The 22,070-nt window shown below is 66.1% G+C and carries 27 protein-coding genes; 5 read left to right on the forward strand and 22 right to left on the reverse strand.

What is annotated here, in order from left to right; translation table 11 throughout:
• The first annotated feature begins 71 nt into the window (after nucleotides 1-71).
• Nucleotides 72-872 (forward strand): transporter substrate-binding domain-containing protein, encoded by an 801-nt coding sequence (locus tag GQB03_RS00080; protein WP_159682500.1) that lies wholly within the window; start codon nucleotides 72-74, stop codon nucleotides 870-872.
• 69 nt (nucleotides 873-941) lie between these two features.
• On the opposite strand, the gene GQB03_RS00085 is transcribed toward GQB03_RS00080, so the two are convergent.
• A complete protein-coding gene (locus GQB03_RS00085) occupies nucleotides 942-1,331 on the reverse strand; it encodes a hypothetical protein (protein WP_159682502.1) in 390 nt (129 codons plus the stop codon).
• A gap of 27 nt (nucleotides 1,332-1,358) precedes the next feature.
• Nucleotides 1,359-2,054: a cytochrome b/b6 domain-containing protein gene (locus tag GQB03_RS00090; RefSeq protein WP_159682506.1), complete on the reverse strand. Its 696-nt coding sequence runs from the start codon at nucleotides 2,052-2,054 to the stop codon at nucleotides 1,359-1,361.
• A gap of 168 nt (nucleotides 2,055-2,222) precedes the next feature.
• Here GQB03_RS00090 and GQB03_RS00095 point away from each other — a divergent pair, with 168 nt between their 5' ends.
• Nucleotides 2,223-3,305, forward strand: a complete 1,083-nt coding sequence (locus GQB03_RS00095; protein ID WP_159682510.1) for a PA0069 family radical SAM protein — start codon at nucleotides 2,223-2,225, stop codon at nucleotides 3,303-3,305.
• A 7-nt stretch (nucleotides 3,306-3,312) separates the two neighbouring features.
• Here the strand turns inward: GQB03_RS00095 and GQB03_RS00100 are convergent, their stop codons facing one another.
• On the reverse strand, nucleotides 3,313-3,783 hold the full coding sequence (locus tag GQB03_RS00100) for an Lrp/AsnC family transcriptional regulator (RefSeq protein ID WP_159682513.1): 471 nt from the start codon (nucleotides 3,781-3,783) through the stop codon (nucleotides 3,313-3,315).
• 133 nt (nucleotides 3,784-3,916) lie between these two features.
• Between GQB03_RS00100 and yedA the strand changes: the two genes are divergently transcribed.
• A complete protein-coding gene (gene yedA, locus GQB03_RS00105; protein WP_159682517.1) occupies nucleotides 3,917-4,843 on the forward strand; it encodes a drug/metabolite exporter YedA in 927 nt (308 codons plus the stop codon).
• Here the strand turns inward: yedA and nifS are convergent.
• The 19 genes from nifS to rsxA form a co-directional block, all read right to left on the reverse strand.
• Complete coding sequence (gene nifS, locus GQB03_RS00110; protein WP_159682520.1) at nucleotides 4,824-6,032, reverse strand: cysteine desulfurase NifS; 1,209 nt, start codon at nucleotides 6,030-6,032, stop codon at nucleotides 4,824-4,826. The genes yedA and nifS overlap by 20 nt on opposite strands.
• Before the next feature lie 46 nt (nucleotides 6,033-6,078).
• Nucleotides 6,079-6,981, reverse strand: coding sequence for a Fe-S cluster assembly protein NifU (gene nifU / locus GQB03_RS00115; RefSeq protein ID WP_159682522.1), 903 nt, complete (start codon nucleotides 6,979-6,981; stop codon nucleotides 6,079-6,081).
• 11 nt (nucleotides 6,982-6,992) lie between these two features.
• Nucleotides 6,993-7,316: a HesB/IscA family protein gene (locus tag GQB03_RS00120; protein ID WP_159682524.1), complete on the reverse strand. Its 324-nt coding sequence runs from the start codon at nucleotides 7,314-7,316 to the stop codon at nucleotides 6,993-6,995.
• 120 nt (nucleotides 7,317-7,436) lie between these two features.
• The gene (locus GQB03_RS00125) at nucleotides 7,437-7,862 is read right to left on the reverse strand and encodes a hypothetical protein (protein ID WP_159682525.1); all 426 of its coding nucleotides are present in this window, start codon (nucleotides 7,860-7,862) and stop codon (nucleotides 7,437-7,439) included.
• 12 nt (nucleotides 7,863-7,874) lie between these two features.
• Nucleotides 7,875-8,219 carry a hypothetical protein gene (locus GQB03_RS00130; RefSeq protein ID WP_159682527.1) on the reverse strand — a complete coding sequence of 115 codons (345 nt, stop codon included), beginning with the start codon at nucleotides 8,217-8,219 and terminating at the stop codon, nucleotides 7,875-7,877.
• A 55-nt stretch (nucleotides 8,220-8,274) separates the two neighbouring features.
• Complete coding sequence (fdxB, locus tag GQB03_RS00135; RefSeq protein WP_159682529.1) at nucleotides 8,275-8,547, reverse strand: ferredoxin III, nif-specific; 273 nt, start codon at nucleotides 8,545-8,547, stop codon at nucleotides 8,275-8,277.
• Nucleotides 8,548-8,549: 2 nt separating this feature from the next.
• The gene (locus GQB03_RS00140; protein WP_159682531.1) at nucleotides 8,550-8,768 is read right to left on the reverse strand and encodes a CCE_0567 family metalloprotein; all 219 of its coding nucleotides are present in this window, start codon (nucleotides 8,766-8,768) and stop codon (nucleotides 8,550-8,552) included.
• A gap of 12 nt (nucleotides 8,769-8,780) precedes the next feature.
• Nucleotides 8,781-9,242, reverse strand: a complete 462-nt coding sequence (locus tag GQB03_RS00145; RefSeq protein WP_159682534.1) for a NifX-associated nitrogen fixation protein — start codon at nucleotides 9,240-9,242, stop codon at nucleotides 8,781-8,783.
• Nucleotides 9,229-9,711, reverse strand: coding sequence for a SoxR reducing system RseC family protein (locus GQB03_RS00150; RefSeq protein ID WP_159682537.1), 483 nt, complete (start codon nucleotides 9,709-9,711; stop codon nucleotides 9,229-9,231). The genes GQB03_RS00145 and GQB03_RS00150 overlap by 14 nt, the downstream gene beginning before the upstream one ends.
• The gene (locus GQB03_RS00155; RefSeq protein WP_159682539.1) at nucleotides 9,708-10,181 is read right to left on the reverse strand and encodes a NifB/NifX family molybdenum-iron cluster-binding protein; all 474 of its coding nucleotides are present in this window, start codon (nucleotides 10,179-10,181) and stop codon (nucleotides 9,708-9,710) included. The genes GQB03_RS00150 and GQB03_RS00155 overlap by 4 nt, the downstream gene beginning before the upstream one ends.
• Nucleotides 10,144-11,541, reverse strand: coding sequence for a nitrogenase iron-molybdenum cofactor biosynthesis protein NifN (gene nifN, locus GQB03_RS00160; protein WP_159682542.1), 1,398 nt, complete (start codon nucleotides 11,539-11,541; stop codon nucleotides 10,144-10,146). Before nifN ends, GQB03_RS00155 begins: the two co-directional genes overlap by 38 nt.
• Before the next feature lie 10 nt (nucleotides 11,542-11,551).
• Entirely contained in the window at nucleotides 11,552-12,949 is a 1,398-nt protein-coding gene (nifE, locus tag GQB03_RS00165; RefSeq protein WP_159682545.1) for a nitrogenase iron-molybdenum cofactor biosynthesis protein NifE, read from the reverse strand.
• A 250-nt stretch (nucleotides 12,950-13,199) separates the two neighbouring features.
• Nucleotides 13,200-13,472, reverse strand: coding sequence for an RnfH family protein (locus tag GQB03_RS00170; RefSeq protein WP_159682547.1), 273 nt, complete (start codon nucleotides 13,470-13,472; stop codon nucleotides 13,200-13,202).
• A 3-nt stretch (nucleotides 13,473-13,475) separates the two neighbouring features.
• Nucleotides 13,476-14,165 carry an electron transport complex subunit E gene (locus tag GQB03_RS00175; RefSeq protein ID WP_159682549.1) on the reverse strand — a complete coding sequence of 230 codons (690 nt, stop codon included), beginning with the start codon at nucleotides 14,163-14,165 and terminating at the stop codon, nucleotides 13,476-13,478.
• Nucleotides 14,162-14,857 carry an electron transport complex subunit RsxG gene (gene rsxG / locus GQB03_RS00180; protein WP_159682551.1) on the reverse strand — a complete coding sequence of 232 codons (696 nt, stop codon included), beginning with the start codon at nucleotides 14,855-14,857 and terminating at the stop codon, nucleotides 14,162-14,164. The genes GQB03_RS00175 and rsxG overlap by 4 nt, the downstream gene beginning before the upstream one ends.
• A gap of 1 nt (nucleotide 14,858) precedes the next feature.
• Nucleotides 14,859-15,968: an RnfABCDGE type electron transport complex subunit D gene (locus tag GQB03_RS00185; RefSeq protein ID WP_235026887.1), complete on the reverse strand. Its 1,110-nt coding sequence runs from the start codon at nucleotides 15,966-15,968 to the stop codon at nucleotides 14,859-14,861.
• Complete coding sequence (gene rsxC / locus GQB03_RS00190; protein ID WP_159682554.1) at nucleotides 15,965-17,491, reverse strand: electron transport complex subunit RsxC; 1,527 nt, start codon at nucleotides 17,489-17,491, stop codon at nucleotides 15,965-15,967. Before rsxC ends, GQB03_RS00185 begins: the two co-directional genes overlap by 4 nt.
• A gap of 8 nt (nucleotides 17,492-17,499) precedes the next feature.
• Nucleotides 17,500-18,027 (reverse strand): RnfABCDGE type electron transport complex subunit B, encoded by a 528-nt coding sequence (locus tag GQB03_RS00195; protein ID WP_159682556.1) that lies wholly within the window; start codon nucleotides 18,025-18,027, stop codon nucleotides 17,500-17,502.
• Nucleotides 18,028-18,038: 11 nt separating this feature from the next.
• Nucleotides 18,039-18,617: an electron transport complex subunit RsxA gene (rsxA, locus tag GQB03_RS00200; RefSeq protein ID WP_159682558.1), complete on the reverse strand. Its 579-nt coding sequence runs from the start codon at nucleotides 18,615-18,617 to the stop codon at nucleotides 18,039-18,041.
• Nucleotides 18,618-18,892: 275 nt separating this feature from the next.
• Between rsxA and nifL the strand changes: the two genes are divergently transcribed.
• Entirely contained in the window at nucleotides 18,893-20,422 is a 1,530-nt protein-coding gene (gene nifL, locus GQB03_RS00205; protein WP_159682561.1) for a nitrogen fixation negative regulator NifL, read from the forward strand.
• Nucleotides 20,419-22,062, forward strand: a complete 1,644-nt coding sequence (nifA, locus tag GQB03_RS00210; RefSeq protein ID WP_159682565.1) for a nif-specific transcriptional activator NifA — start codon at nucleotides 20,419-20,421, stop codon at nucleotides 22,060-22,062. Before nifL ends, nifA begins: the two co-directional genes overlap by 4 nt.
• Nucleotides 22,063-22,070: the final 8 nt, after the last annotated feature.

The raw sequence follows: 22,070 nt of genomic DNA on the forward strand, positions 1-22,070 counted from the left end.
ACGACGCACCGCGCTGGATCTCGTGGCACCCGCGAGCAGCACCCAAACCTCAAAGAGAAGGAGTGAGACACATGAAGAAGACATCGCTATCGTTGACGCTCGCCCTGTTGCTCGGCGGCGCCGCACAGTTCTCGCAGGTTCATGCGGAAGGCCCCATGACGCTGCCCAACCGGCTCGACAGCGTTGTCGCCTCGAAGAAGCTGACCGCCTGCACCACCGGTGACTACAAACCCTACACCTACCTCAACCCCGAAAGCGGGGCATTCGAGGGCATCGACATCGATCTGGCCAAGGATCTCGGCAAGAGCCTCGACGCCGAGGTGGTGTTCATCAAGACCAGCTGGCCGACCCTCATGAAGGACTACACCAGCGGCATGTGCGACATCGCGGTGGGAGGCATCTCGGTCACTCTGGATCGCGCCAGACTGGCCTACTATTCGGCGCCGACCGCCCGCTCAGGCAAGACCCCGATCACCCGCTGCGAAAACGTCGACAAGTTCCAGACGCTCGAACAGATCGACAGGCCCGGCGTCACCGCGGTGGTGAACCCCGGCGGCACCAACGAGCGCTTTGCCCGCGCCAATCTCAAGCAGGCCAGGATCGAGGTCTACAACGACAACGTCACCATTTTCGACCAGATCCTCGAAGGCAAGGTCGACCTGATGATGACCGACGCCGAAGAGACCCTGCTCCAACAGAAGCTGCGCCCCGGTCTGTGCGCGGTGCACCCGGACAAGCCCTTCACCTTCTCCGAAAAAGCTTTCCTGCTGCCACGTGGCGAGGAAGTGTTCAAGCACTACGTGGATCAGTGGGTACATCTGATCAGCGAAAACGGCAGCCTCGAAAAGATTCGCAAGACCTGGCTACCCTGAACGACCGCGCCGATCGCGCAGCGCCTGCCCTCGCACAGAGGGCTGCGCCATGCGCAGCCCTTCCCGCTGCTACTGGCGACCGCGACCCATGCCTCCACCGGGACCCATGCCACCGCCCGGACCCATACCGGCACCGCCACCCATGCCCTGACCGCGCGTCATCGGCATATCGGGCAGGCTCACGCCCTGTTCCTTGGCACGCGCCTGCATCGCGGCGTGATGCTCCACGCGGATCTGTTCACGCTCCTCGACGGTCCGCGCAGCGCGCATGCGTTGCCGGTACGCGTCACGCTCGGCCGGCGTCATGAGCTGATAGCCATACACCTGCTCACGGGCCTCGACTCGCTGCTCGCTGCGGACGCTCTGCCCGTCTACCGTCTGCACCTTGTCATCTGCCCATGCCGCGGCAGCCGTCAGCGCCGCCAGCGCCATCACGAACCCAGCCTTTCTTTGCCACATGATGACCTCCTTGTCATGCGATCCGACTCAATCGTCGTCGTAGCCTTCATGCCCGCCGTGCCTTTCCTGCATCACGGCCGGCACATGAACCGAAAAAACGCCCGTCGCGTAGCTCGCCCATCCAGCAACGACCGCGGCAACCAGCAGCGCTGCAACCCCGCGATGCGCCCGCCCGGCTGCATCACCTGGCGCCCCCTTCTTGTAGCCGCTCACCATTGCCCGGGCGAGGTTCTCGCGGTGCAGGAAGCTGCTCACCACCACACCGGCGATATGAACCAACACCACCGCGAGCATGGCATTGGCACAGAACTCGTGAATCTCCTTGAGCCATTCGCCGCCAAGCTCGAAATACATCGACAAGCCGGTGACCCCGGTAAGCAGCCCGAGCCCCAGCAACAGCACGATCGCGACACTGCCGGCCGGGTTGTGGCCGACGTGATGCTCGGGCCTGGGGCCGAGCAGGCTTTTCAGGTAGCGCAGCACCGAAGCCGGCGCCAGCTGCAGACTCGTGAGACGGGCATGGCGGGTTCCGAAGATGCCCCACATCAGGCGGAACAGGATCAAGGCAACAAGCGTGACGCCACTCATCAAGTGAACGCCGAACCACGTTTCCGACTCGCTGGTGACATACGCAACCAAGAAGGAGAGTGCCAGCATCCAGTGAAACGCGCGGGTCGGGAAATCCCACACCAGAACCGTCCCGTCGGAACGCACGTCATTCATTTCGATCACCTCATGTTCGCCTTGATGGCGCCCACTCTGGCCCTCCTCCCTTAACTTCATATTAAGCCTCTGAAAAAGTACCGGACGACATCGGGCAGCGGTCCGCTTGACCGGGGTCAACACTCGATCGAATATGTCCGTCGGCAATTCCGGCATCTGCGGGCAGACGTGAGCGACACCAAGACACCCCCTCCTCCGCGCGGCCGCGGCAGCGCACTCAAACCGGACAGCCGCTTCGCCGAGTGGCAGCGCGAGCATTTCGACGACGGTTGGGACGATGCCGCGGAGACGCAGCCATCCGCACCGGCGACGACGCTGACGGAGGACAAGGCACGATCGGTGATCACCTTCAACCGTTCCCCCGACGTCCCGTTCGATCGCTCGATCAATCCTTATCGCGGCTGCGAGCACGGCTGCTCCTACTGCTTTGCGCGCCCAAGCCACGCCTATCTCGGCCTTTCACCGGGGCTCGACTTCGAGACCCGCCTGATCTGGAAGCCCGATGCCGCGGCACGCCTGCGCGAAGAGCTTGCGCGACCGGGCTATCGCTGCGCGCCGATTGCGCTCGGCGTGAATACCGACGCCTGGCAACCCGTCGAACGCAGGCTCGGCGTCACCCGCGCCATCCTCGAAGTCCTCGTCGAAACCCGCCATCCGGTCTCGATCGTCACCAAGGGCGTACTGATCGAGCGCGATCTGGACCTGCTTGCCAACCTCGCCGCCGATGGCCTCGCCCAAGTGATGATCTCGATCACCACACTCGACAATGCGCTCGCCCGGCGAATGGAGCCGCGCGCACCGACACCGGCGCGGCGACTCGAGATGGTCGCCCAGCTGCAACAGGCCGGTGTGCCGGTCGGCGTGCTGATGGCACCGCTGATTCCGGCGCTCAACGATCACGAGCTCGAGCGCGTCCTCGAAGCAGCCAGCGCGGCCGGTGCGCAGATGGCCGGCTACGTGCTGCTCAGACTGCCGCGCGAGCTCAGGGCGCTGTTTTCCGACTGGCTCCAGACGCATTACCCGGAGCGCAGCGCGCACGTGCTCAACCGCCTGCGCGAGCTGCGCGGCGGCGAACTCAACAATGCGGAATTCGGCAAACGCATGCGCGGCGAGGGCGTGATTGCCGACCTCTACGCACAACGCCTGCGCAACATTGCCCGCCGGCTAGGCCTGAATCGACTGCGCCGCGAACTCGACTGCAGCCACTTCAGGCCGCCGCGCCAGCCCTCACCGCAAATGGATCTGTTCTGAACGCCTTTCAGGAGGCTTTCGTGGCCTTCGATTTCTTCGGCGTCAACGCCTCGATCGGACTGCGCGCGGGAATCGGCGTGGACAACACCACCGAGGTATTCGATCGACCGAACTGGCACAGCTTCTCGACCAATGCGGCGAGTTCCTCGACCGAGCGGGCCACCACGCGGGCAATCAGGCAGTCCTCGCCGGTGAGCCGATGCATTTCCACCACCTGTGGCTGCGCGCGCGCAATGTCCTCGAGACGGTACTGGTCGCGCGTGTCGGAGACGATGCGCACCACGGCGGAAATCGGGAAGCCCAGCTTGCCGTAGTCGAGCCGCAGGCTGCTGCCGAGGATCACCCCGCGCTCCTCCATGCGCCGTACCCGCTCCGCCACCGTGGGCTGCGAGACACCAAGCTCGCGGGCCAGTTCGGCGAACGGCCGCCTGGCATCGTCCGACAGCATGCCGAGAATCCGGTAGTCAAGTGCGTCCATTTATTTTGAATCCCAGACAATACGATTGCCTTTAATTTTAATACTGATCGCGCAATCGTCTGCACGATCGCAATTCCAGTTCTCGCTGCGCCCTCATAAGATGAACCCCTCGAATCGCCCCAGAAAACACGCCATGAGCCCCCTGCGCCTTCCCGTCCTTGCCAGCCTGCTGGCCGTCTACCTCGTCTGGGGTACGACCTACTTCGCGATCAGTGTCGCTCTCGAGGGCTTCGCGCCACTGTTCCAGATGGCCATCCGTTTCCTCGTCGCCGGCGCCATCCTCATGAGCTTCCAGCACCTGCGCGGCGCGCGTCTGCCAACGGTCCGGCAGTGGCGCGATTGCGGCGCAATCGGCGCCTTGCTGCTGGGCTGCGGAATGGGTGGGGTCGCCACCGCCGAACAATGGATCAGCTCCGGTGCCACCACCGTGCTGATCGGCGCCCTCCCGCTGTGCGCGGCCCTGTGGTCGGGCGTCTTCGGGCGCCGGCCCGGTGCGCTCGAGTGGCTCGCAGTGCTGCTCGGCAGCATCGGCGTGGTACTGCTCACCGGCGGCGCCGAATTCCGTGCCAGCCCGCTCGGCACTGCGGCCATCCTCTTCGCGATCACCTGCTGGTCCTTCGGGTCGCAGTGGTCGCGCCGCCTCGACATTCCCTCGGGTGCCACCGGCTTCGCCGCCGAGATGCTGCTGGGCGGAACCGTGCTGCTGCTGGCAAGCGCACTCAAGGGCGAGGCCTGGACGCTCCCCGCCGACTGGCGCCCGCTGCTGGCGTGGGCCTACCTGGTGGTGTTCGGCTCCTTGATCGCCTTCTCGGCCTACATGTACCTGGTCGCCCACGTCTCGCCGGCACTCGCCACCAGCTATGCCTATGTGAACCCGCCGGTTGCGCTGCTGGTGGGTGCCTGGCTGGGTGGCGAGAGCATCGCGCCAGAAACCTGGGCGGCACTGCCGCTGATTCTCGGCGCCGTGGCCCTGCTGGCCTGGGCGGCATCGCGCCCGCAGGCCCTGCCGGACGAGGCCGAGGCCCCGCCCGCCGCGGGCGTTACGCGTAAGTCGGCGTAAAGGCCTGTTCGGGGGACGAAGCCGGCCCCTTGTCGCTCCAATAGGGCGAGAGCTTGCGCAGCTGGGCGATGATCGGCGGCACCGCCTCGATCACCCGATCCACCTCTTCTTCGGTGTTGTAGCAGGACAGCGAGAAGCGGATGGTGCCGTGCGCCGCGGTGTAGGGGATGCCCATCGCCCGCATCACGTGCGAGGGTTCGAGCGAGCCCGAGGTGCAGGCCGAACCCGAACTGGCGGCGATACCGAGCTTGTTGAGCAGCAGCAGGATCGCCTCGCCCTCGATGTACTCGAAGGCGATGTTGCTGGTGTTGGGCAGGCGGTTGGCCACGTCGCCAGTCGGGAAGCTGTGGCTGATCTGCGCGAGGATGCCCTTCTCGAGCTTGTCACGCAGGCGACGCACCTCGGTGTTCTCACGCTCCATGTTAGCCATCGCCAGTTCGCAGGCCTTGCCCAGAGCGACGATCGAGGCCGAGTTTTCGGTGCCGGCGCGACGCCCCCGCTCCTGGTGACCGCCACGCAGCAGCGGGCGGAAGCGGCAGCCCCGGCGCAGGTAGAGCACGCCGATGCCCTTGGGGGCATGGAGCTTGTGACCGGACAGCGAGAGCATGTCGATCTTGGTGTTCTTGAGGTCGATGGGGATCTTGCCGACCGCCTGCACCGCGTCGGTGTGGAACATGATGCCGCGTGCCGAGGCCAGCTCGGCCATCTCTTCGACCGGGAAGATCGTGCCGGTCTCGTTGTTCGCCCACATCACCGAGACCACCGCCACCCGGTCGTGCAGCAGTGACTTGTATTCGTCCATGTCGATGCGGCCGCGCTTGTCGACCTTGAGCTTGTGGACTATGTAGCCCTCCTTCTCGAGCCAGTCGCAGAGGGTCAGGATGGCCGGATGCTCGACCACCGTGGTGATCACGGTGTTGCGCTCGGGCTGGGCCTTGAGCGCCGAGAGGATCGCGGTCGAGTCCGACTCGGTGCCGCACGAGGTGAAGATGATCTCGGAGTCGTGCTCGGCCCCGAGCAGCGCCTGCACCTGGCTGCGGGCATGCTTGAGGGCCCGCCCCACCTGGCTGCCGAAGGCATGCATCGACGACGCGTTGCCGAAATGCTCGGTAAAGAAGGGAAGCATCGCCTCCACCACCGCAGGGTCGACCCGGGTGGTGGCATTGTTGTCGAGATAGATCGGGTTCATGGCACGGTCCTTCGCTGGCTATGGGTTGGGTGCGGGCGGCGGAGGGTCAGGCTTCGACCGGCATGTGCGAGGCCGGCAGCACCTGCACCAGCTCGCCGAGCGTCTCGACCATCTTCTGCTGGATGCCGCCCAGCGTGGCCGCTTCCATCATGCAGCCCGAGCAGGCGCCCTTGAGGTGCACATAGATCATCTTGCCCTGCACGTCCGCGAGTTCGACGTCGCCGTGGTCGCGTTGCAGCATCGGGCGGACTTCCTCGAGCACTTCCTCGATCTTCCGGATCTTCTGCACCAGGGTCAGCTTCTTCACGGGAGCGGCCGGGGCGACCCTGGCCAGCGCCACCTCGGCTTCGGTCGGCGGGGAGACTTCGGCGCCGCTGGCGGTTTCACCCATCACCTTGGCAAGGATCTCCTCGATCCCTTCGTGGCAGGCAGCGCAGCCGCCACCGGCCTTGGTGTAATGGGTAACGTCCTGCACCGTCTTGAGGTTGTTGGCGCGGATGGTGTCCTCGATCATGACTGCGTCGATGGCAAAACACTTGCACACCAGCGCCCCCTCTTCATGGTCGTCGCTCCACTCCTCGCCACGGTAGTTGGCCACGGCCGCCTGCAGCGCCTCGCGTCCCATCACCGAACAGTGCATCTTCTCCGGCGGCAGCCCGTCCAGAAAATCCGCGATGTCCTGGTTCGAGACCTTGAGCGCTTCATCAAGGGTCATGCCCTTGATGATCTCGGTCAGCGCCGATGACGATGCGATTGCCGAGCCGCAGCCAAAGGTCTGGAAGTGCGCATCCTCGATGATCTCGGTCTCGGGATTGACCTTGAGCATCAGCCGCAGCGCGTCGCCGCACTGGATGGAGCCGACGTCGCCGGTGGCGTTGGATTCTTCGAGCGGGCCCGAATTGCGCGGATTGAAGAAGTGCTCGCGCACCTTGTCAGAGTATTCCCACATGGCGGTCTCCCTCAGACGGAAAAGGATTGTCCGCAGGCGCAGCTGGCGCTCGCGTTGGGGTTTTCGAACTTGAACCCGGTATGGGTCAGGGTATCGATGAAGTCGATGGTGACGTTGTCGATCATCGGGAAGCTCATCGGATCCACCAGCAGACGCACGCCGTCGACTTCGAACTCCCAGTCATCCTCGGCCTTGTCCGCTTCGAGCTTCATGCTGTACTGCAGGCCCGAGCAGCCTCCGCCCGAGACCACCAGACGAAGCCCGGCAACAGGCGTTTCGGAACCGCGAATGAAGCGATCGACGGCTTTCACGGCAGCGGGAGTGAGATTGATCATGATGAGTCTCCGAGGGTTGATGAGACTCCATACGCAATCCCTGTGCCAGCCAAAAAACAAGCTCAAGCCATTGTTTTATTGGAATTGTTGCAATGCGATGATTTGTCGCATGTACGACAATCAGCCAAGAACATGTTCATAGGCGCGACGCAGCAGCAATTGCTCGATCTCGGGCAGCTCGCGGGCCTCGGTGATCGGCATGAAGCGCCCCTTGAGCCGCGCCGCCGCATCCGCCGGCGGATCGACCGTCGTGAATACACCGAGCAACACCGGCACATCGCCCTCGGCGGTATCGACCCAGGCGCGAAAGGCCGCCTCCGGCTGGATGCTGCCCTCGGCCAGACCGAGGCGCGTCTCCGCCTCGCGCACGATCGCCGCCGGATGCGCCTCGACCGTTGCCGAATAACGCTCGTCGCGCAGCTCGGCCTGCGCTGGCAGGGGCATGAAGGCAAGGATGCCGGCCGGCAGGCGCAGGAACCTCACCCTGGCGCTGGTGGATTGCTTGTGCAGCAGAATGAGCCGCGCCGAGCGCGTCGAAGTCATCATCACAACCCGTCCTCAGTCGGGGAAGGCAACGATGACCGCGTCGCCGCGCAACTTGCCGGGATGCCCCCACACCTGCACCGACTCGACATAGCTGCCGGGCTGAGTCGGACACGGCTGCAGCACCTGGTACTCGGCAAAGACCCGGCCGTCCGCAAAGAAGGTGGCGCTGCCGAAGCGCGCCCCGCCCCGCCAGTTCGCGACCAGGCTGAGCTCGCGCGAGAACGGATCGACCAGCTCCTCGACGCTGGCCGCCAGCCACACCGGCTCGGCGCCGATCGACACGCCGAGCTTCTCGGCCTGACGGCGCAGCGCGCTGCAGACGGCCTCGCCATAGACAGGGTCGAGCAGGGACATCATCGCGTAGCGCTCCACGAATTCGGCAGGCTGTCCGACCTACGGCTCAGGGCTCGCATCACGCCGGCGCGTAGGTATAGCAATCCTTCGGACAGACCCGGCCACAGGCACCGCAACCGATACAGTCCATCGCATCGGCGATGGCCATCACCATCATGTTGTCGTCGTCCTCGTCGTCATCGTCATCGGCCAGTTCGCGCTCGACGAGATCGAGCACATTGCGCGGGCACACCTTGTAGCAGCGGCCACAGCCGATGCACTTTTCCTGGTCGAGATTGGTAACGAATTGGGGGGTCCATTCGGTCCCGCCGCGGGTCAGTCCGGTCGTCATGGTCAGCTCTCTGTTTCGGTCTGTGCCGCCTGCAGCCGCGCGCTCGCGTCGGCCCACGCCTGGCAGGCATCGAAGGTGGATTGGGCAATGCCCGGGATCTCCTGGTAGGCAGCCGGCAGCCGGTCCTCGACCAAGTCGTGCATCTGCGACGCCCACTCGGAGGCGATGCGCTTGAGCTTGCGCACCTCCTTATCGAGCGCCTTGATCTCGTCGTCGGTCATGACGGGCACTCCTTACAGGCCGGCGACGGCCGGATACTGGCCGATGCGCTCCAGGGCGACCGACAGCAACTTGTCCGACTCGTCCTTCATCTTCGACAGACTCGCAAAGCCGAAGCGATGCACGTCGCGCAGCGTCCGGTCGACCGCCACCAGCTTGCCGACGGTGATCAGCGCGCGGCCGAAGCCCTCATGGGTGAGGTGGATCAGCGGTACCGCCAGCAGCCGGCACTCCTTCTCGATCAACACCGCAATGGCGTTGTAGAAGGCCTTCACCCGCGACAGGGTCTCTTCGTCGGGGTCGCCGACGAGCGGCACCGCGGCCTTGCGCTCCCTGGTCATCACGAAGGGGTCGAGGATCTTCTCGACCGACCAGCCGGCATAGGTGCCGTAGGTATCGAGTGCACGCATCTGGCGCGCCATCTCCTTGATGAAGTCGGTTTCGAAGATCGGATCTGCAAGTTCAGTAGTGGTCATGGCGGGACTCCGTGGAAAGCATTGAAGAATTGAGAGGCTGGCCGGCGACCGGTGTCATCCGGGGCTCGGCCGACAGGTCGGGCAGGCGCTCGAAGCCGAGGCGCCCCACAAACAGTGCACCGCACAGGCCGAGGCAGGCCCCCACAGCCGATGCGCCGTCGCTGCCGACAAGGGCCTGTCCAACCCAGGCCCCCACCAGCATTCCGACTGCGGGCATGAGATAGCCGAACAGCGCGGAGCGGTTGAGTCGTCGCTCCGAAAGCGTGACGGCAACGATATCGCCGACCTTCAGGCCGGGCGACGACTGCAGGCTCAGCAGTGTCGCGGGACGATCACCGGCGATCTTGCCGATGCCGCAACTCGCGCCGTGCCCACAGGAACGGCAGCCACCGGTGTCCATCGCCACCACGGCCCTGCCGTCCTGGATGCGACGGATCACGCCGCGATGTTCGACGAGGCCGGCGCTCATCCCTGCCACCCCTCTTCATCCATCTCGGCAAAGCGTTCGTCGCTGCGTTTCTGCGCGGCAATCGCGCGGTCGATCCAGGGCACACCGCCCTCGGTCATGGCGTTCGATACCTCGGCCAGCAGTTCGTGGATGAGATCGCACTGGTCCACCCGGATCGGCTGGATGCCCTTGGCGAGCAACTGCTTGATCGCCGAACCGCCGATCGCCATCACGTAGACCGCGTGGCAGCCGGCGAGGAACTCGACCTTGGCGGCGAGCTTGCCTTCGTTGCCGTCCATGGCCTCGGCGGCGAACTGGCCGACGCCAACCAGGCTACCGCGGCCCTCCTCCACCTCGTAGATGGCAAAGGCCTCGGCCGAGCCGAAGTGCTGGTCGACCTTCTTGCGGTCGGTGGAGGCAAAGGCGATGCGCAACATGGCGGCAGGCTCCTTCTTAATGGACCACGCCAATTGCAGGCGGCGTGCAGACATGGCTTTCTCCTGCGGCGGGGTCGTCGCGGTAGAAGGATCGATAGGCTTCGATTTCATGGTGTTGCCCCAGTTGGATATTGGCGAGGTCGAACAAGGCCTGCCGCGCGGCGCGGTAGCCCACCCAGGTGCGGGCATAGCCGCCCACCAGGTCGTAGAGCGGAAAACCCGCGTGCAGCAAGGGGACGCCCAGCCGCCGCGCGGTCTCGGTGCCGTGGGAATTGGCCACCAGCAGCTGCACGCCTGCGCCGCGGGCGTGGTTCTCGAGATCCTCGAGATCGCCGACGATGACCTTCTCGCAAGGCACGCCGGCGAGTCGCTCGGCCTTCGCCGGGCTCACCGCGGCGACCACCTCCGCCCCCACACCGACCAGGAAACGCCCCATCTGAATCAGCAGGTCGGGGTCACCGGCCAGCGCCACGCGGGCGAAGCCGAGCATGAAGTGGCAATCGACCATGGCGTCCTGCAACTGCGCGCGATGGCGGTCGATACGCGGCGGCACCGGCCGGCCGGAAATCTGCGCCAGCGCCATGGTGAAGTCGTCGCAGGCATCCAGCCCCATCAGGCTGTCGAAGCGCCAGTCGGGCACCCCGGTGCGCGCCTTGAGCAGGTCCGCCGCCTTGTTGAGCGAACCACCGATCACCAGCGTCGCGACCGATTCGCCCATGATGGCGATCTCGGAAGCCGGCGTGCCGCCGAGCGTCAGCGGCGAGAATTCGGCCTCGGTGAGGTGCCCGTCGAGGGCATCACCGATATCGGGCAGCACGATCGCGCGCAGGCCGAAGGCCTCGGTCCATTCGCGGATCGCCTCGATGTCGCCCGGGGTGAGCATCGACGAGGCCAGTACATTCACCTGCCGCTGGCGCCTGCCGACAGCGTCCGACTCCGCCACCAGCGTGTTGATGATCGCTTCGACCGCCAGCGCATGACCGCTCTCGAAGCAGCCCACGTAGTCCGGCGTATTCACCGCCACCACCGCGGTCGCGGCATATTCGGGATGGGCCGTGCGGAAATCCCGCACCGCACGGTGGATGTCGGTGCCCTGGGTCTCGGACAGGCCGGTCGTGACCAGCCCGATCACCTCGGGGCTGTTCTTCTCGCACAGCGTGCGCAGCGCCTCGACGACATTCTCGTCGGCACCCATGATCGTCGACACCTGGTCCATTGCGGTGGTCTGCAGCGGAATGGGCTCGCGGAAGTGGCGCACGAAGAACACCTTGCCGAAAGCGGTGCAGCCCTGCGAGCCATGCATCAGCGGCACCGCCCGGGCGAGGCCGAGAAAGGCCAGCGAAGCACCGACCGGCTGGCTGACCTTGAGCGGATTGACCGCCAGCGCCTTCTTGGGATGAACGATCTCTGCCATGCGGGTCTCCTCAGGCGCTCAGCACCGCACCACTGATGGGTTGCGCCCAGGGCGCCGGACGCCGCACCGCCTGCCATACCGGGCTCTCCATCGACAGCGCCATCTGGCGCGCCAGCTCGACCATGCCGGAGTAGCCGGCGTAGGCAAACTCGCGCTCCTGATTGATATCGAGGAAGGGAATGCGGGCCTTCAGGGCGGTGTAGAGGTTGCGGCCGCCGGCGATCAGGATGTCCGCCCGGTATTCGCGGAACACCGACAGCAAGGCCTTGGGGCTGCCGTCGTCGATCATCTTGGTGTCCTCGCCCATCAGCTCGCGGATGCGCGCCTTGTCCTCCTCGGTGGATTTCTTGGTGCCGGTGGCGACCACCTTCATGCCGAGGTCCTGCAGCGCCGAAACGATCGACCAGCTCTTGACGCCGCCGGTGTAGAGCAGCACCCGACGCCCCCGGAGGCGCTCGCGCCACGGCGCCAGCGCGGCGTCGGCGCGCGCCGATTCGCGGGCGATCACCACCTCGGTGCGGGCGATCAGGTCGGGGTCGCCGATCAGCCGGGCAAAGTCCCGCAGCGCGTTGTTCATGTCGAGCACGCCGTAGAAGCTGCCCTCGAAGTAAGGCACGCCGTGCTGTTCCTGCAGCTTGCGCGCCACGTTGAGTAGCGCCTTCGCGCACACCACCATGGTCACTTTGGCGCGGTGCATGGTCTGCACGTCGGCAAAGCGCGCGTCGCCCGAGAGGGTGCACAGCACCCGGTAGCCGAGTTCGTCGAGCAGCGGCAGCACATGCCAGAACTCGCCGGCGATGTTGTATTCGCCGATCAGGTTGATGTCCCAGGTCGGCCGCCCGTCGGGCCGCGGCCGGGCGGGCGCGGGCTCGCGGGTACCGACCACGTACTTGAACATCGCCTCGCCGGCCAGGCGGTTGCCGAGATTCTTGGTGCCGTAGAAGCCGGCCGCATCGACCGGCACCACCGGGGTACCCCAGCGCTCGGTGGCGGCACGGCAGGCGGCCTCCACGTCGTCGCCGATCAGCGCGGTGACGCAGGTGTTGTAGACGAAGACCGCGGCCGGCGAGTAGGTGTCGATGGCCTGCTTGATGGCATGGAACAGGCGCTTCTCGCCGCGCCCCATGATCACGTCGGTCTCCGACAGGTCGGTGGTCATGCCGATGCGGTAGAGCGCCGGCCCCGACGAGCGGGTGCCGCGGTTGTCCCATGAGGACCCTGCACAGGCGATCGGACCGTGCACGATGTGGGCCACATCCGCAATCGGCAGGAGCGCGATCTGCGCACCGTCGAACGAACATCCGCCCGCCGTCGCACCCGGCTTGGGGCGCGCGCATCCGGATTTTTCCTTGGTGTTGTGGCTGCAGGCCGGCTCGTCGAGCAAGGCCTGGATGTCGCTGGCTTTCATCGCGCTCTCCAGAGTTTCAAGCACACAACAGCAATTTGAGTGCCAGAACAAAACCATTTATTTTCAATGACTTGACAATTAATTGTCGTGTAGCAAAGGCGACAATTCGTGCATTGCAACAAAGCGTCGCGTGGCGCGCGCAGGCGACCGCACGGGTGCGAACCCCAGCGGGAAACGTTCGGAATGGATTCGTGTGCGCAGCGCGCATCGCCGCGCGCCGGCTTGGCCGACCAGAGCGGCGGCGGCCGGCTCAGTCGTCGTCGCCGGTGTCCTTGCGCGGCACGGTCGCCGGGTCGGCGATGATCGGCCGATAGATCTCGACCCGGTCGCCGGGCTTGAGCGCAGCGTCGAGCTTGACCAGCCGGCCGAACACGCCGACCTTCTGGCTCGCCAGGTCGACATGCGGTAGCTGCTTGAGGATGCCGGAGCGGTCGATCGCCTCGCGCACCGTGGCATCGTCCGGCACCTCGATGTTGAGCCAGATCTGCTGGCCCGGCTCCGAATAGGCAACACCGATCTGCATGGTTCAGGCTCCCGCGTGGCTGGCCACCGAGCAGCCGGCGCTATCCGCCTGCGCGCCACGGGCCGAGCGACTGTCGAGGATGCGCTTGCCGGCGAGCAGGAAGCCGAGCACCGCGAAACCGCCGGGCGGCAGGATCATCAGCAGCGCACCGCCGTAGCCGGGCAGCTTCATCTCGAGAAAGGCGAAGGACGGGCCGAGCAACCCGGAGGCGTTTGCAAACACGGTGCCGGCGCCGAGAAATTCGCGGATCAGGCCGATCACCGTCAGCGCCCCGGTAAAGCCGAAACCCATCGCCAGGCCGTCGACCGCCGAAGCGAGCACGCCGGACTTGGCGGCAAAGGACTCGGCCCGGCCGAGGATGGCGCAATTGACCACGATCAGCGCGATGAACAGGCCGAGCACCTTGTAGAGCTCGTGCAGCCAGGCGTTCATCGCCATGTCGACGATGGTCACCAGCGAGGCGATCAGCACCACGAAGACCGGGATGCGCACCTGGCTGCTGACGGTCTTGCGGATCAGCGACACCAGGATGTTGGAGGCGGTGAGCACCGCGGTGGTCGCCAGCCCCATGCCGAGCCCGTTGGTGCCACTGGTGGTGACCGCCATGGCCGGACACAGTGCCAGCATCTGAGAGAAGACGACGTTCTGCTCCCACAGCCCGCCCTTGATGATCTCGCCGTACTTGTCGCTCATTGCGAACCTCCGAGAATCTGCGCGCGATGCCCGGCGAAGAACATCAGGCCACCCTTCACCGCCTTGACCACCGCCCGCGGCGTGATGGTGGCACCGGCAAACTGGTCGAACACGCCACCGTCCTTCTTCACCGCCCAGCGCTCCGGCGCCGGGTCGCCAAGCGACTTGCCGCTGAAATCCTTTGCCCACTCCGACTTTCCGGCTTCGATCTTGTCACCGAGGCCGGGCGTCTCGCTGTGCCGGATCACCCGCACGCCCAGCGTCCGACCATCCACGCCGACCGCCATGAGCAGCTGGATCTCGCCCGCATAACCGCGCTCGGCAACCTTGAACACTGCGCCGGCCACGCTGCCGGCCTTGCGCGCCAGGTAGATCGTCACTGGCTTGCCATCACGCTCGATCGACACGGTGTCGTGCAAGAAATCGTTGTCGGCGAAGCCCTGCGGCAGCACCTGCGCAAGCGAGTCGCGCAGGTCGCGTGCCTGCGCCTCGGCGATCGCGCCGCTGGTCGCACTCGACGCTGCGGTGAGCGCCGCGCTGGCTGCCAGGGCAACGATGCCGAGCAGCACCGGCTGATAGGCCAGCTGCTCGCGCAGGCGCTCGATCAGCGTGTAGAGGCCGCCGGTCTTCGGGACCTCTGCGTCACCGAGACCCTGTGGCGCGGCAGCCGCGGTTTCAAGGTTCTCGCTCATCTCAGCCTCGCTCGCTGTCGGGAAGATCAAGCGCCTTGCCCCGACGGTCGCGGCCGAGGATGCGCGGCTTGAAGAAACGATCGATCACCGGCGTCATCGCATTCATCAGCAGTACCGCAAAGGCCATGCCCTCGGGGTAGCCGCCGTAGGTGCGGATCACCCAGGTCAGCAAGCCGACACAGAAGGCGAACAGCAGCTGCCCGCTCCGGGTGTTCGGCGAGGTGACGTAATCGGTGACGATGAAAAAGGCACCCAGCATGGCTGCGCCGGAGAGCAGATGCTGGGCGGCTCCCAGGTAACGGGTCGGGTCGACACTGCTGGCGATCGCAGCCGGGATGGCCAGGCCGGCCAGCATCGCCAGCGGCAGGTGCCAGCCGATCAGCCCGGTGCCGATCATGAACAGGCCGCCGACGAGGATCAGTCCGGCAGACGATTCACCCAGGCTGCCCGGCCGCACGCCCAGCCACGAGCTCGCCGGGGCATGCGCCCCGCCCAGCGCGGCCGCCATATCGACGCCGCGTGACAGCTCGGTCTTGACGTGGCCCAGCAGCGAGGCGCTGCTGATCGCATCCGGCATCGGCAGGTCGGACAGGAAGATGCGCAGCCCGTCGACGAAATCCGGCCCTGCAACGGCGCTCAGCGGCATCGGCGTGACCCACTGGGTGAGCGACACCGGGAACGACACCAGCAGCGCGACCCGCGCCACCATCGCCGGGTTGAAGACATTCTGGCCGATACCGCCAAAGACCTGCTTGCCGATGACGATGGCGATGAACCCGCCGACCAGCGCGACCCACCACGGTGCCCACGGCGGCAGCGTCATCGCCAGCAGCCAGCCGGTGAGCACCGCCGAACCGTCGAGCAGGGTCGGCCGAACCCGCGCACTGCCTGCAAGACGCAGCGACAGAGCCTCCCAGGCGATGCAGGACAGGATGGTGCCGGCCCACAGGAAGAACGCCGGCCAGCCATACAGCCAGAATCCGAACAGGGTCGCCGGCACCAGCGCCACCTGCACCTGCAGCATGGTGCGCCGCACCGAGTTGCCGCCGTGGGCATGGGGCGACGCGACCGCCTGGCCGCCGCTCGGCATCTGCAGATCGACCTGCGTCATGCTGACTCTCCTTCCGTCACCGAAGCGGTCTTCGTCTGCGCCTTCGCCTCGGCGGCAGCGGCAGCCTGCGCCGCGCGTTCGGCCTTGCGCCGCGCCGCGGCCTCGAGTTTCTCGCGCGCCTCGCGTTCGAGCCGCTCCTGGCGCTGCTGGGCGAGCTTCCTGGTGGCGTCGTTGCGCAGCTTGGCGCGATCCTGCGACGACAGCTCGCCCTTGGCATGAACGAAATACTGGACCAGCGGGATCCGCGACGGACACACCCAGGCACAGCAGCCGCAGGCGATGCAATCCTTGAGCCCGAGATCGACCGCATCGGTCAGCGCATCATTGCGGATGCGTGCCGCCATCTCCAGCGGCAGCAGCCCCATCGGGCAGGCCTTGACGCAGCTGCCACAGCGGATGCACGGATCGGGTTCGGAATCGGCCGCTTCGTAGCCGTCGAGCAGCAGGACGCCGCTGGTGCCCTTGACCACCGGAATCTGCATGTGTGGCAGGCGCATGCCCATCATCGGGCCGCCCATCACCAGCTTTGCGGGCTCGCCGCGGGTGCCGCCGGTAAAGGCCACCAGCTCGCTGATCAGGGTACCCAGCACCACTTCGTAGTTACCCGGTGCGGCCGCGGCGGCACCGTTCAGGGTCATCAGGCGGCTCACCAGCGGCCGCCCGAGGCACACCGCCTGCTGTATCGCGTAGGCGGTGCCGACGTTGTGCACGATCACCCCCACGTCGGCGGCGCGCGCATCGGCCGGCACCTCGCGACCGGTCAGTTCGATGATGAGCTGTCGGTCCGAACCCATCGGATAGCGCGCCGGCACCGACACCACCTCGATTTCCGCGTGGCCGGAGGTCGCCGCACGCATCGCGGCGATTGCCGCCGGCTTGTTGTCCTCGATGCCGACCCTCGCCTGCTTCGCACCGGTCGAGATCAGCATCAGGCGGATGCCGGCGACGATGTCGTCGGTACGGTCGCGCATCAGCCGCTCGTCGCATGACAGGTAGGGCTCGCATTCGCTGCCGTTGATGATCAACGTATCGATGCTGGAACGCCGCCCGAGGTTGAGCTTGACCGAGGACGGGAAGGTGGCGCCACCGAGCCCGACCACGCCCGCATCCGCTACCCGCCGGGCAATCTCCTCGGCTGACAGCGCGAACGGATCGGCCACCGGGTCGCAGTCGATCCACTTGTCCTCACCGTCGGTGTCGATGGTGATCGCCATCCCCGACAGGCCGGATGGATGCGGCGCGGCGATCTCGCCGATGGCGCTGACCACACCGGAGGTCGAGGCGTGCAACGGCGCCGAGATGTTGCCCTGCGCCGCCGCGATCAGCTCGCCCTTGAGCACCTTCTGGCCGATCAGCACCACCGGGCGCGACGGTGCACCGACGTGCTGCGAGAGCATCAGGTGCACCCGCGGCGGGATCGGCAGCGCCCGCACCCGGGCATCGGCCGCCGGCCGCTTGTGATCGTCCGGATGAACGCCCCAGTCCTTGCCGGAGAGTTTGCGAAGGAACTTCCCGATATCCATGACGGTGCTCACGCCAGAGCCGGCTTGGGCATCACCCAGTGCTGCAGGGTGACCGGCACCGGCTTCATCACCAGCGCCTCGGTTGGACAGGTCTCGATGCAGCTCGAGCAGCCGGTGCAGGCCTCGCGCATCACGTTGTGAATCTGCTTGGCAGCGCCGATGATGGCGTCGGTGGGGCACACCTTGCTGCAGCGACAGCAGCCGATGCACAGCTCCTCGGCCACCGTGGCGATCTTCGGCCCCTCGTCGCGGATGGCGGTCAGGTCGAGCGTGAGGCCCAGCTTGGCCGCGATGGCGGCCGCCAACGCCTTGCCGCCGGGCGGGCAGCAGGTCGGCGCGGCGCTGCCATCCACGATGGCTTCGGCCGCGCCGGTGCAGCCCGGGAAGCCGCACTGGCCACAGTTGGAACCCGGCATGATGGCCACCAGCTCCTCGACGATCGGATTGCCCTCGACCCTCAGCAGGCGGTTGGCGACACCGAGCAGCATGCCGAGCGCCGCACCGAGTGCGGCAAGGGCGAATATGGCGATCAGCATCGAAATCCTCCTTAAACGTTCAGGCCGGAAAAGCCCATGAATGCCATGGCCAGCAGGCTGATGGTCACGAAGGCCACCGGCGCACCGGCAAATGCCGCCGGCACGCGGGCCAGCGCGACCCGCTCCCGCAGGCCAGCGAAGATCAGCAGCACCAGGGTGAATCCGAGCGCAGAGCCAAAGCCGTAAAGCAGGCTCTTGAACAGGCCGAAGTGCTGCTCCACGTTGAGCAATGCAACGCCCAGCACCGCGCAGTTGGTGGTGATCAGCGGCAGGTAGATACCCAGTGACTGGTACAGGCCCGGGCTGCTCTTCTTGATGAACATCTCGGTGAACTGCACCACCGAGGCGATCACGAGAATGAAGGTCAGGATGCGCAGGTAACCGAGGCCGAGCGGCTGCAACAACCAGTTGTCCAGCATCCACGAGGCAGCGCTCGCCAGAGTCAGCACGAAGGTCGTCGCCAGGCCCATGCCGAAGGCGCTGTCCATGCTCTTGGAGACGCCCATCACCGGACACAGTCCGAGGAACTTGATCAGCACCACGTTGTTGACCAGGGCGGTCGAAAGCAGCAGTAAGAGGATGTCCTTCATGGCTTCGCTTCGGAATGACTTGCCCGGTTCCGTGCATAAGACGTGCCAGTTTCCGCAGTGCATCGCGACCCGCCGCAAAGCCCCCGATTTGGCGGAAACGCCCCGTTCTGGTGCCAGATTGGCGCTCGGAATTGTCGTAAAACCGACACGACAAATCGTCGCGTTTGCTGCGAAGCACCAAAATACCGTGCTCGTGACATGGTTATTGCCCGGGGCACGAGGACGGCACGAAACCTGCGTGTATCCACGGCATCTCCTCATCGAGGCAACGCACCATGTCGGCACTATCGCGCGGAAGGCACCCTGCCCAGGAATCCACCCCGGATCTTCCGACCGAGGCTTATCGCCAGGCGGTGGACCAGGCGGATATCGCAATCTCCATCACCGATCCGCACGCCAACATCCTCTTCGCCAACGAGGCCTTCTCGCGCGTCACCGGCTACGCGCCGACCGAACTGATCGGCCAGAACGAATCGGTGCTCTCGAATCACACCACCCCGCCCGCACTCTACAAAGAGATGTGGTCACGGCTGAGCGAGCAGCGCGCATGGACCGGCCGCCTGCTCAATCGCCGCAAGGATGGCGCGCTCTATCTCGCCGACGTCAGCATCTCGCCGGTGGTCGACGCGGGTGGTCGCACCTCCCACTTCCTCGGCATCCACCGCGACGTCACCGAACTGCACCGCCTCGAACGCGTCGTGCGCAACCAGAAGCTGCTCATCGAAACCGCCGTGGACGCGGCGCCGATGGCCCTCGCGCTGCTCGACCAGCAGGGTCGGGTCATCCTCGACAACCAGGAATACAAGAAACTGGTCTCCGACCTGCAGGTTCCCGAACCGGCCCACTGCATCCTCGACGCGCTGGAACCCGCCTGGCGGAGCATCTTCACGAACGACCCCGCCCGATGCGCCGCATTCAGCGGCGAAGCGTGCATCGACCGCCTGGGCGGGCGCACGCGCTGGCTGTCCGCCACGGTATCGCCGGTCGATCTGCAGAGCGACTGCGCCGACAGCTATTTCTGCACCACCGGCCAGCCCGGGCTGCTGCTCGTGATCTCGGACGTCACCAGCCTGCGTGAAAGCCGCGAACGCGACCGTGCGGCGGCGTTGCGGGTGGCGCTCACCGAGGAGGAACGCACGGCGGCCGTGCGCGAGGGACTCTCCGCGGCGCTGTTCCGCCTCGACGGGCCGATGAACATGATGGCCTCGGCGATCGGCGTCCTGCGCCGCCGCGACCCGGTGGTTGCCCAGGTGCTCGAAGACGCGCTGGCCGAAAGCCGAACCCACATGGAGGAGTTGCGCAACGTGATCCCGCCGATGCCGCGCGAGATCCGCCTGGGCATCAACCTCAACGAGATCCTGCGCGACGTGCTCGAGATCAGCACCGCAAGGATGCTCGCCGCAGGCATCACCGTCGACTGGCGGCCGACCGGAACGCTTCCCGCGGTGCAGGGGTGTCCGCTGCAGCTTCGCATGCTCTTCAAGGCACTCGTGGATAACGCCATCGAAGCAATGAACGTCAAGGGCTGGAACCGGCGCGAACTCACCGTCGCCAGCGACGTCCGCAACGATCGCATCGTGGTGACGATTGCCGATTCGGGGCCAGGCATTCCGGCAGAGCTGCGTCACAAGGCCTTCGAACCCTTCTTCAGCAATAAGAGCAGCGGCCGCGCTCACCTCGGCACCGGGCTGTCGCGCGCCCAGCAGGTGGTGTCGGACCACGGCGGCATCATCGATCTGGTACAGAGTCCCGGCGGTGGCTGCACCGCGCTCGTCGAATTCCGGGTGGACGGCGATCCGATATGACGAAGACCGACTCCCGCACCCCCGCCTGCAACCAGATCCATCCGGTCGCCGACATCAATCCGGCCACCGGCTTCTGCCGCTCGCACGAGCTCAATCATCTGCTGCTCGGCGCGCTCTATGCGGTCAGTCGCGCCCTCAGCCGCTCGCTGGATTTCAACGAGACACTGAGCGAAGTGCTGCGCGTGCTGCACGAAGAAGCCTCGCTTGCATCCGGACTGATCGGTGTAGTCGACAACGACACGGGCTATCTCACCGCGCATGCGCTTCACAACCCGGACAGTGGCGTGTTGCCGGAAATCCGTTATCAGGCGGGCGAAGGCGTGCTCGGGCAGATGCTCGACAAACCGCGCACCATCAAGCTGCGTCGCATTGCCGACGAACCGCGCTTTCTCAACCGGCTCGGCGTCTACCGGCCACAGCTGCCCTTCATCGCGGTGCCGATCCGCGTTGGCGGCGAACTCCAGGGCGTCCTCGCGGTCCAGCCGGAAACCCCCGACGACGGCCTGCTCGACGAGCGCGCACAGTTCGTCGAGATGGTGGCCGGGCTGATCGGCCAGAACCTTCGCCTCGCTACCGAGATCGAGCAGGAAAAGACGAGCCTGCTCGAGGAGCGCGACGATCTGCGCCGCACGGTGCGCCACCAGTACGGCTTCGACAGCGTGGTTGGCCGCTCGGCACTGATGCGCCGCGTGTTCGACCAGGCACGGCTGGTCGCCAAGTGGAACACCACGGTGCTGATCCGCGGCGAGACCGGCACCGGCAAGGAGCTCATCGCCAACGCCATCCACTACAATTCGCCGCGCGCGCGCAACCCCTTCGTCAAGCTCAACTGCGCCGCCCTGCCCGAGAACCTGCTGGAATCCGAACTTTTCGGCCACGAACGCGGCGCCTTCACCGGCGCGGTGGAGGCCCGCAAGGGCCGCTTCGAGCAGGCCCACGGCGGCTCGCTGTTCCTCGACGAGATCGGCGAGATCTCGCCCGCCTTCCAGGCCAAGCTGCTGCGGGTGCTGCAGGAGGGCGAATTCGAGCGGGTCGGCGGCAGCCGTTCGATCAAGGTGGACGTGCGGCTGATCGCCGCCACCCATCGCGATCTCGAGACCGCGGTCGAGATGGGCGATTTCCGCGAGGACCTGTTCTACCGCCTCAATGTCATGCCGCTCAACCTGCCCCCGCTGCGCGACCGCGTCGAGGACATCCCCGAGATCGCCCAGCACCTCATTGCCAAGATCGGGACCAACCAGCGGCGCAAGCTGACGCTCACCGACATGGCCCAGCGGCGGCTCGCCCACCATCCCTGGCCGGGCAACGTACGCGAACTCGAGAACTGCCTCGAGCGTGCCGCGGTGCTCTCCGAGGACGGCCTCATCGACGTGGACCTGATCCGCTTCCCCGGTGGGCGCGAGCGCAGCGCCCCGCGTCCGCCCTCCAACGTCGCACCGATGACCCGCGCCGAGCCGCCCGGCGCTCAGCCGCCGATGATCGACCTCGACGACCCGAATCTGTCGGAACGCGAGCGCGTGATCGGCGCGCTGGAGCAGGCAGGCTGGGTCCAGGCCAAGGCCGCGCGGCTGCTCGGCATGACGCCCAGGCAGATCGCCTACCGCATCCAGACGCTCAACATCGAAGTGAAGCAGTTCTGAACGGTGGT

Origin of the sequence: Cognatazoarcus halotolerans (assembly GCF_009800965.1) — a bacterium.
In the GTDB taxonomy this organism is placed as follows: Bacteria; Pseudomonadota; Gammaproteobacteria; order Burkholderiales; family Rhodocyclaceae; genus Cognatazoarcus; species Cognatazoarcus halotolerans.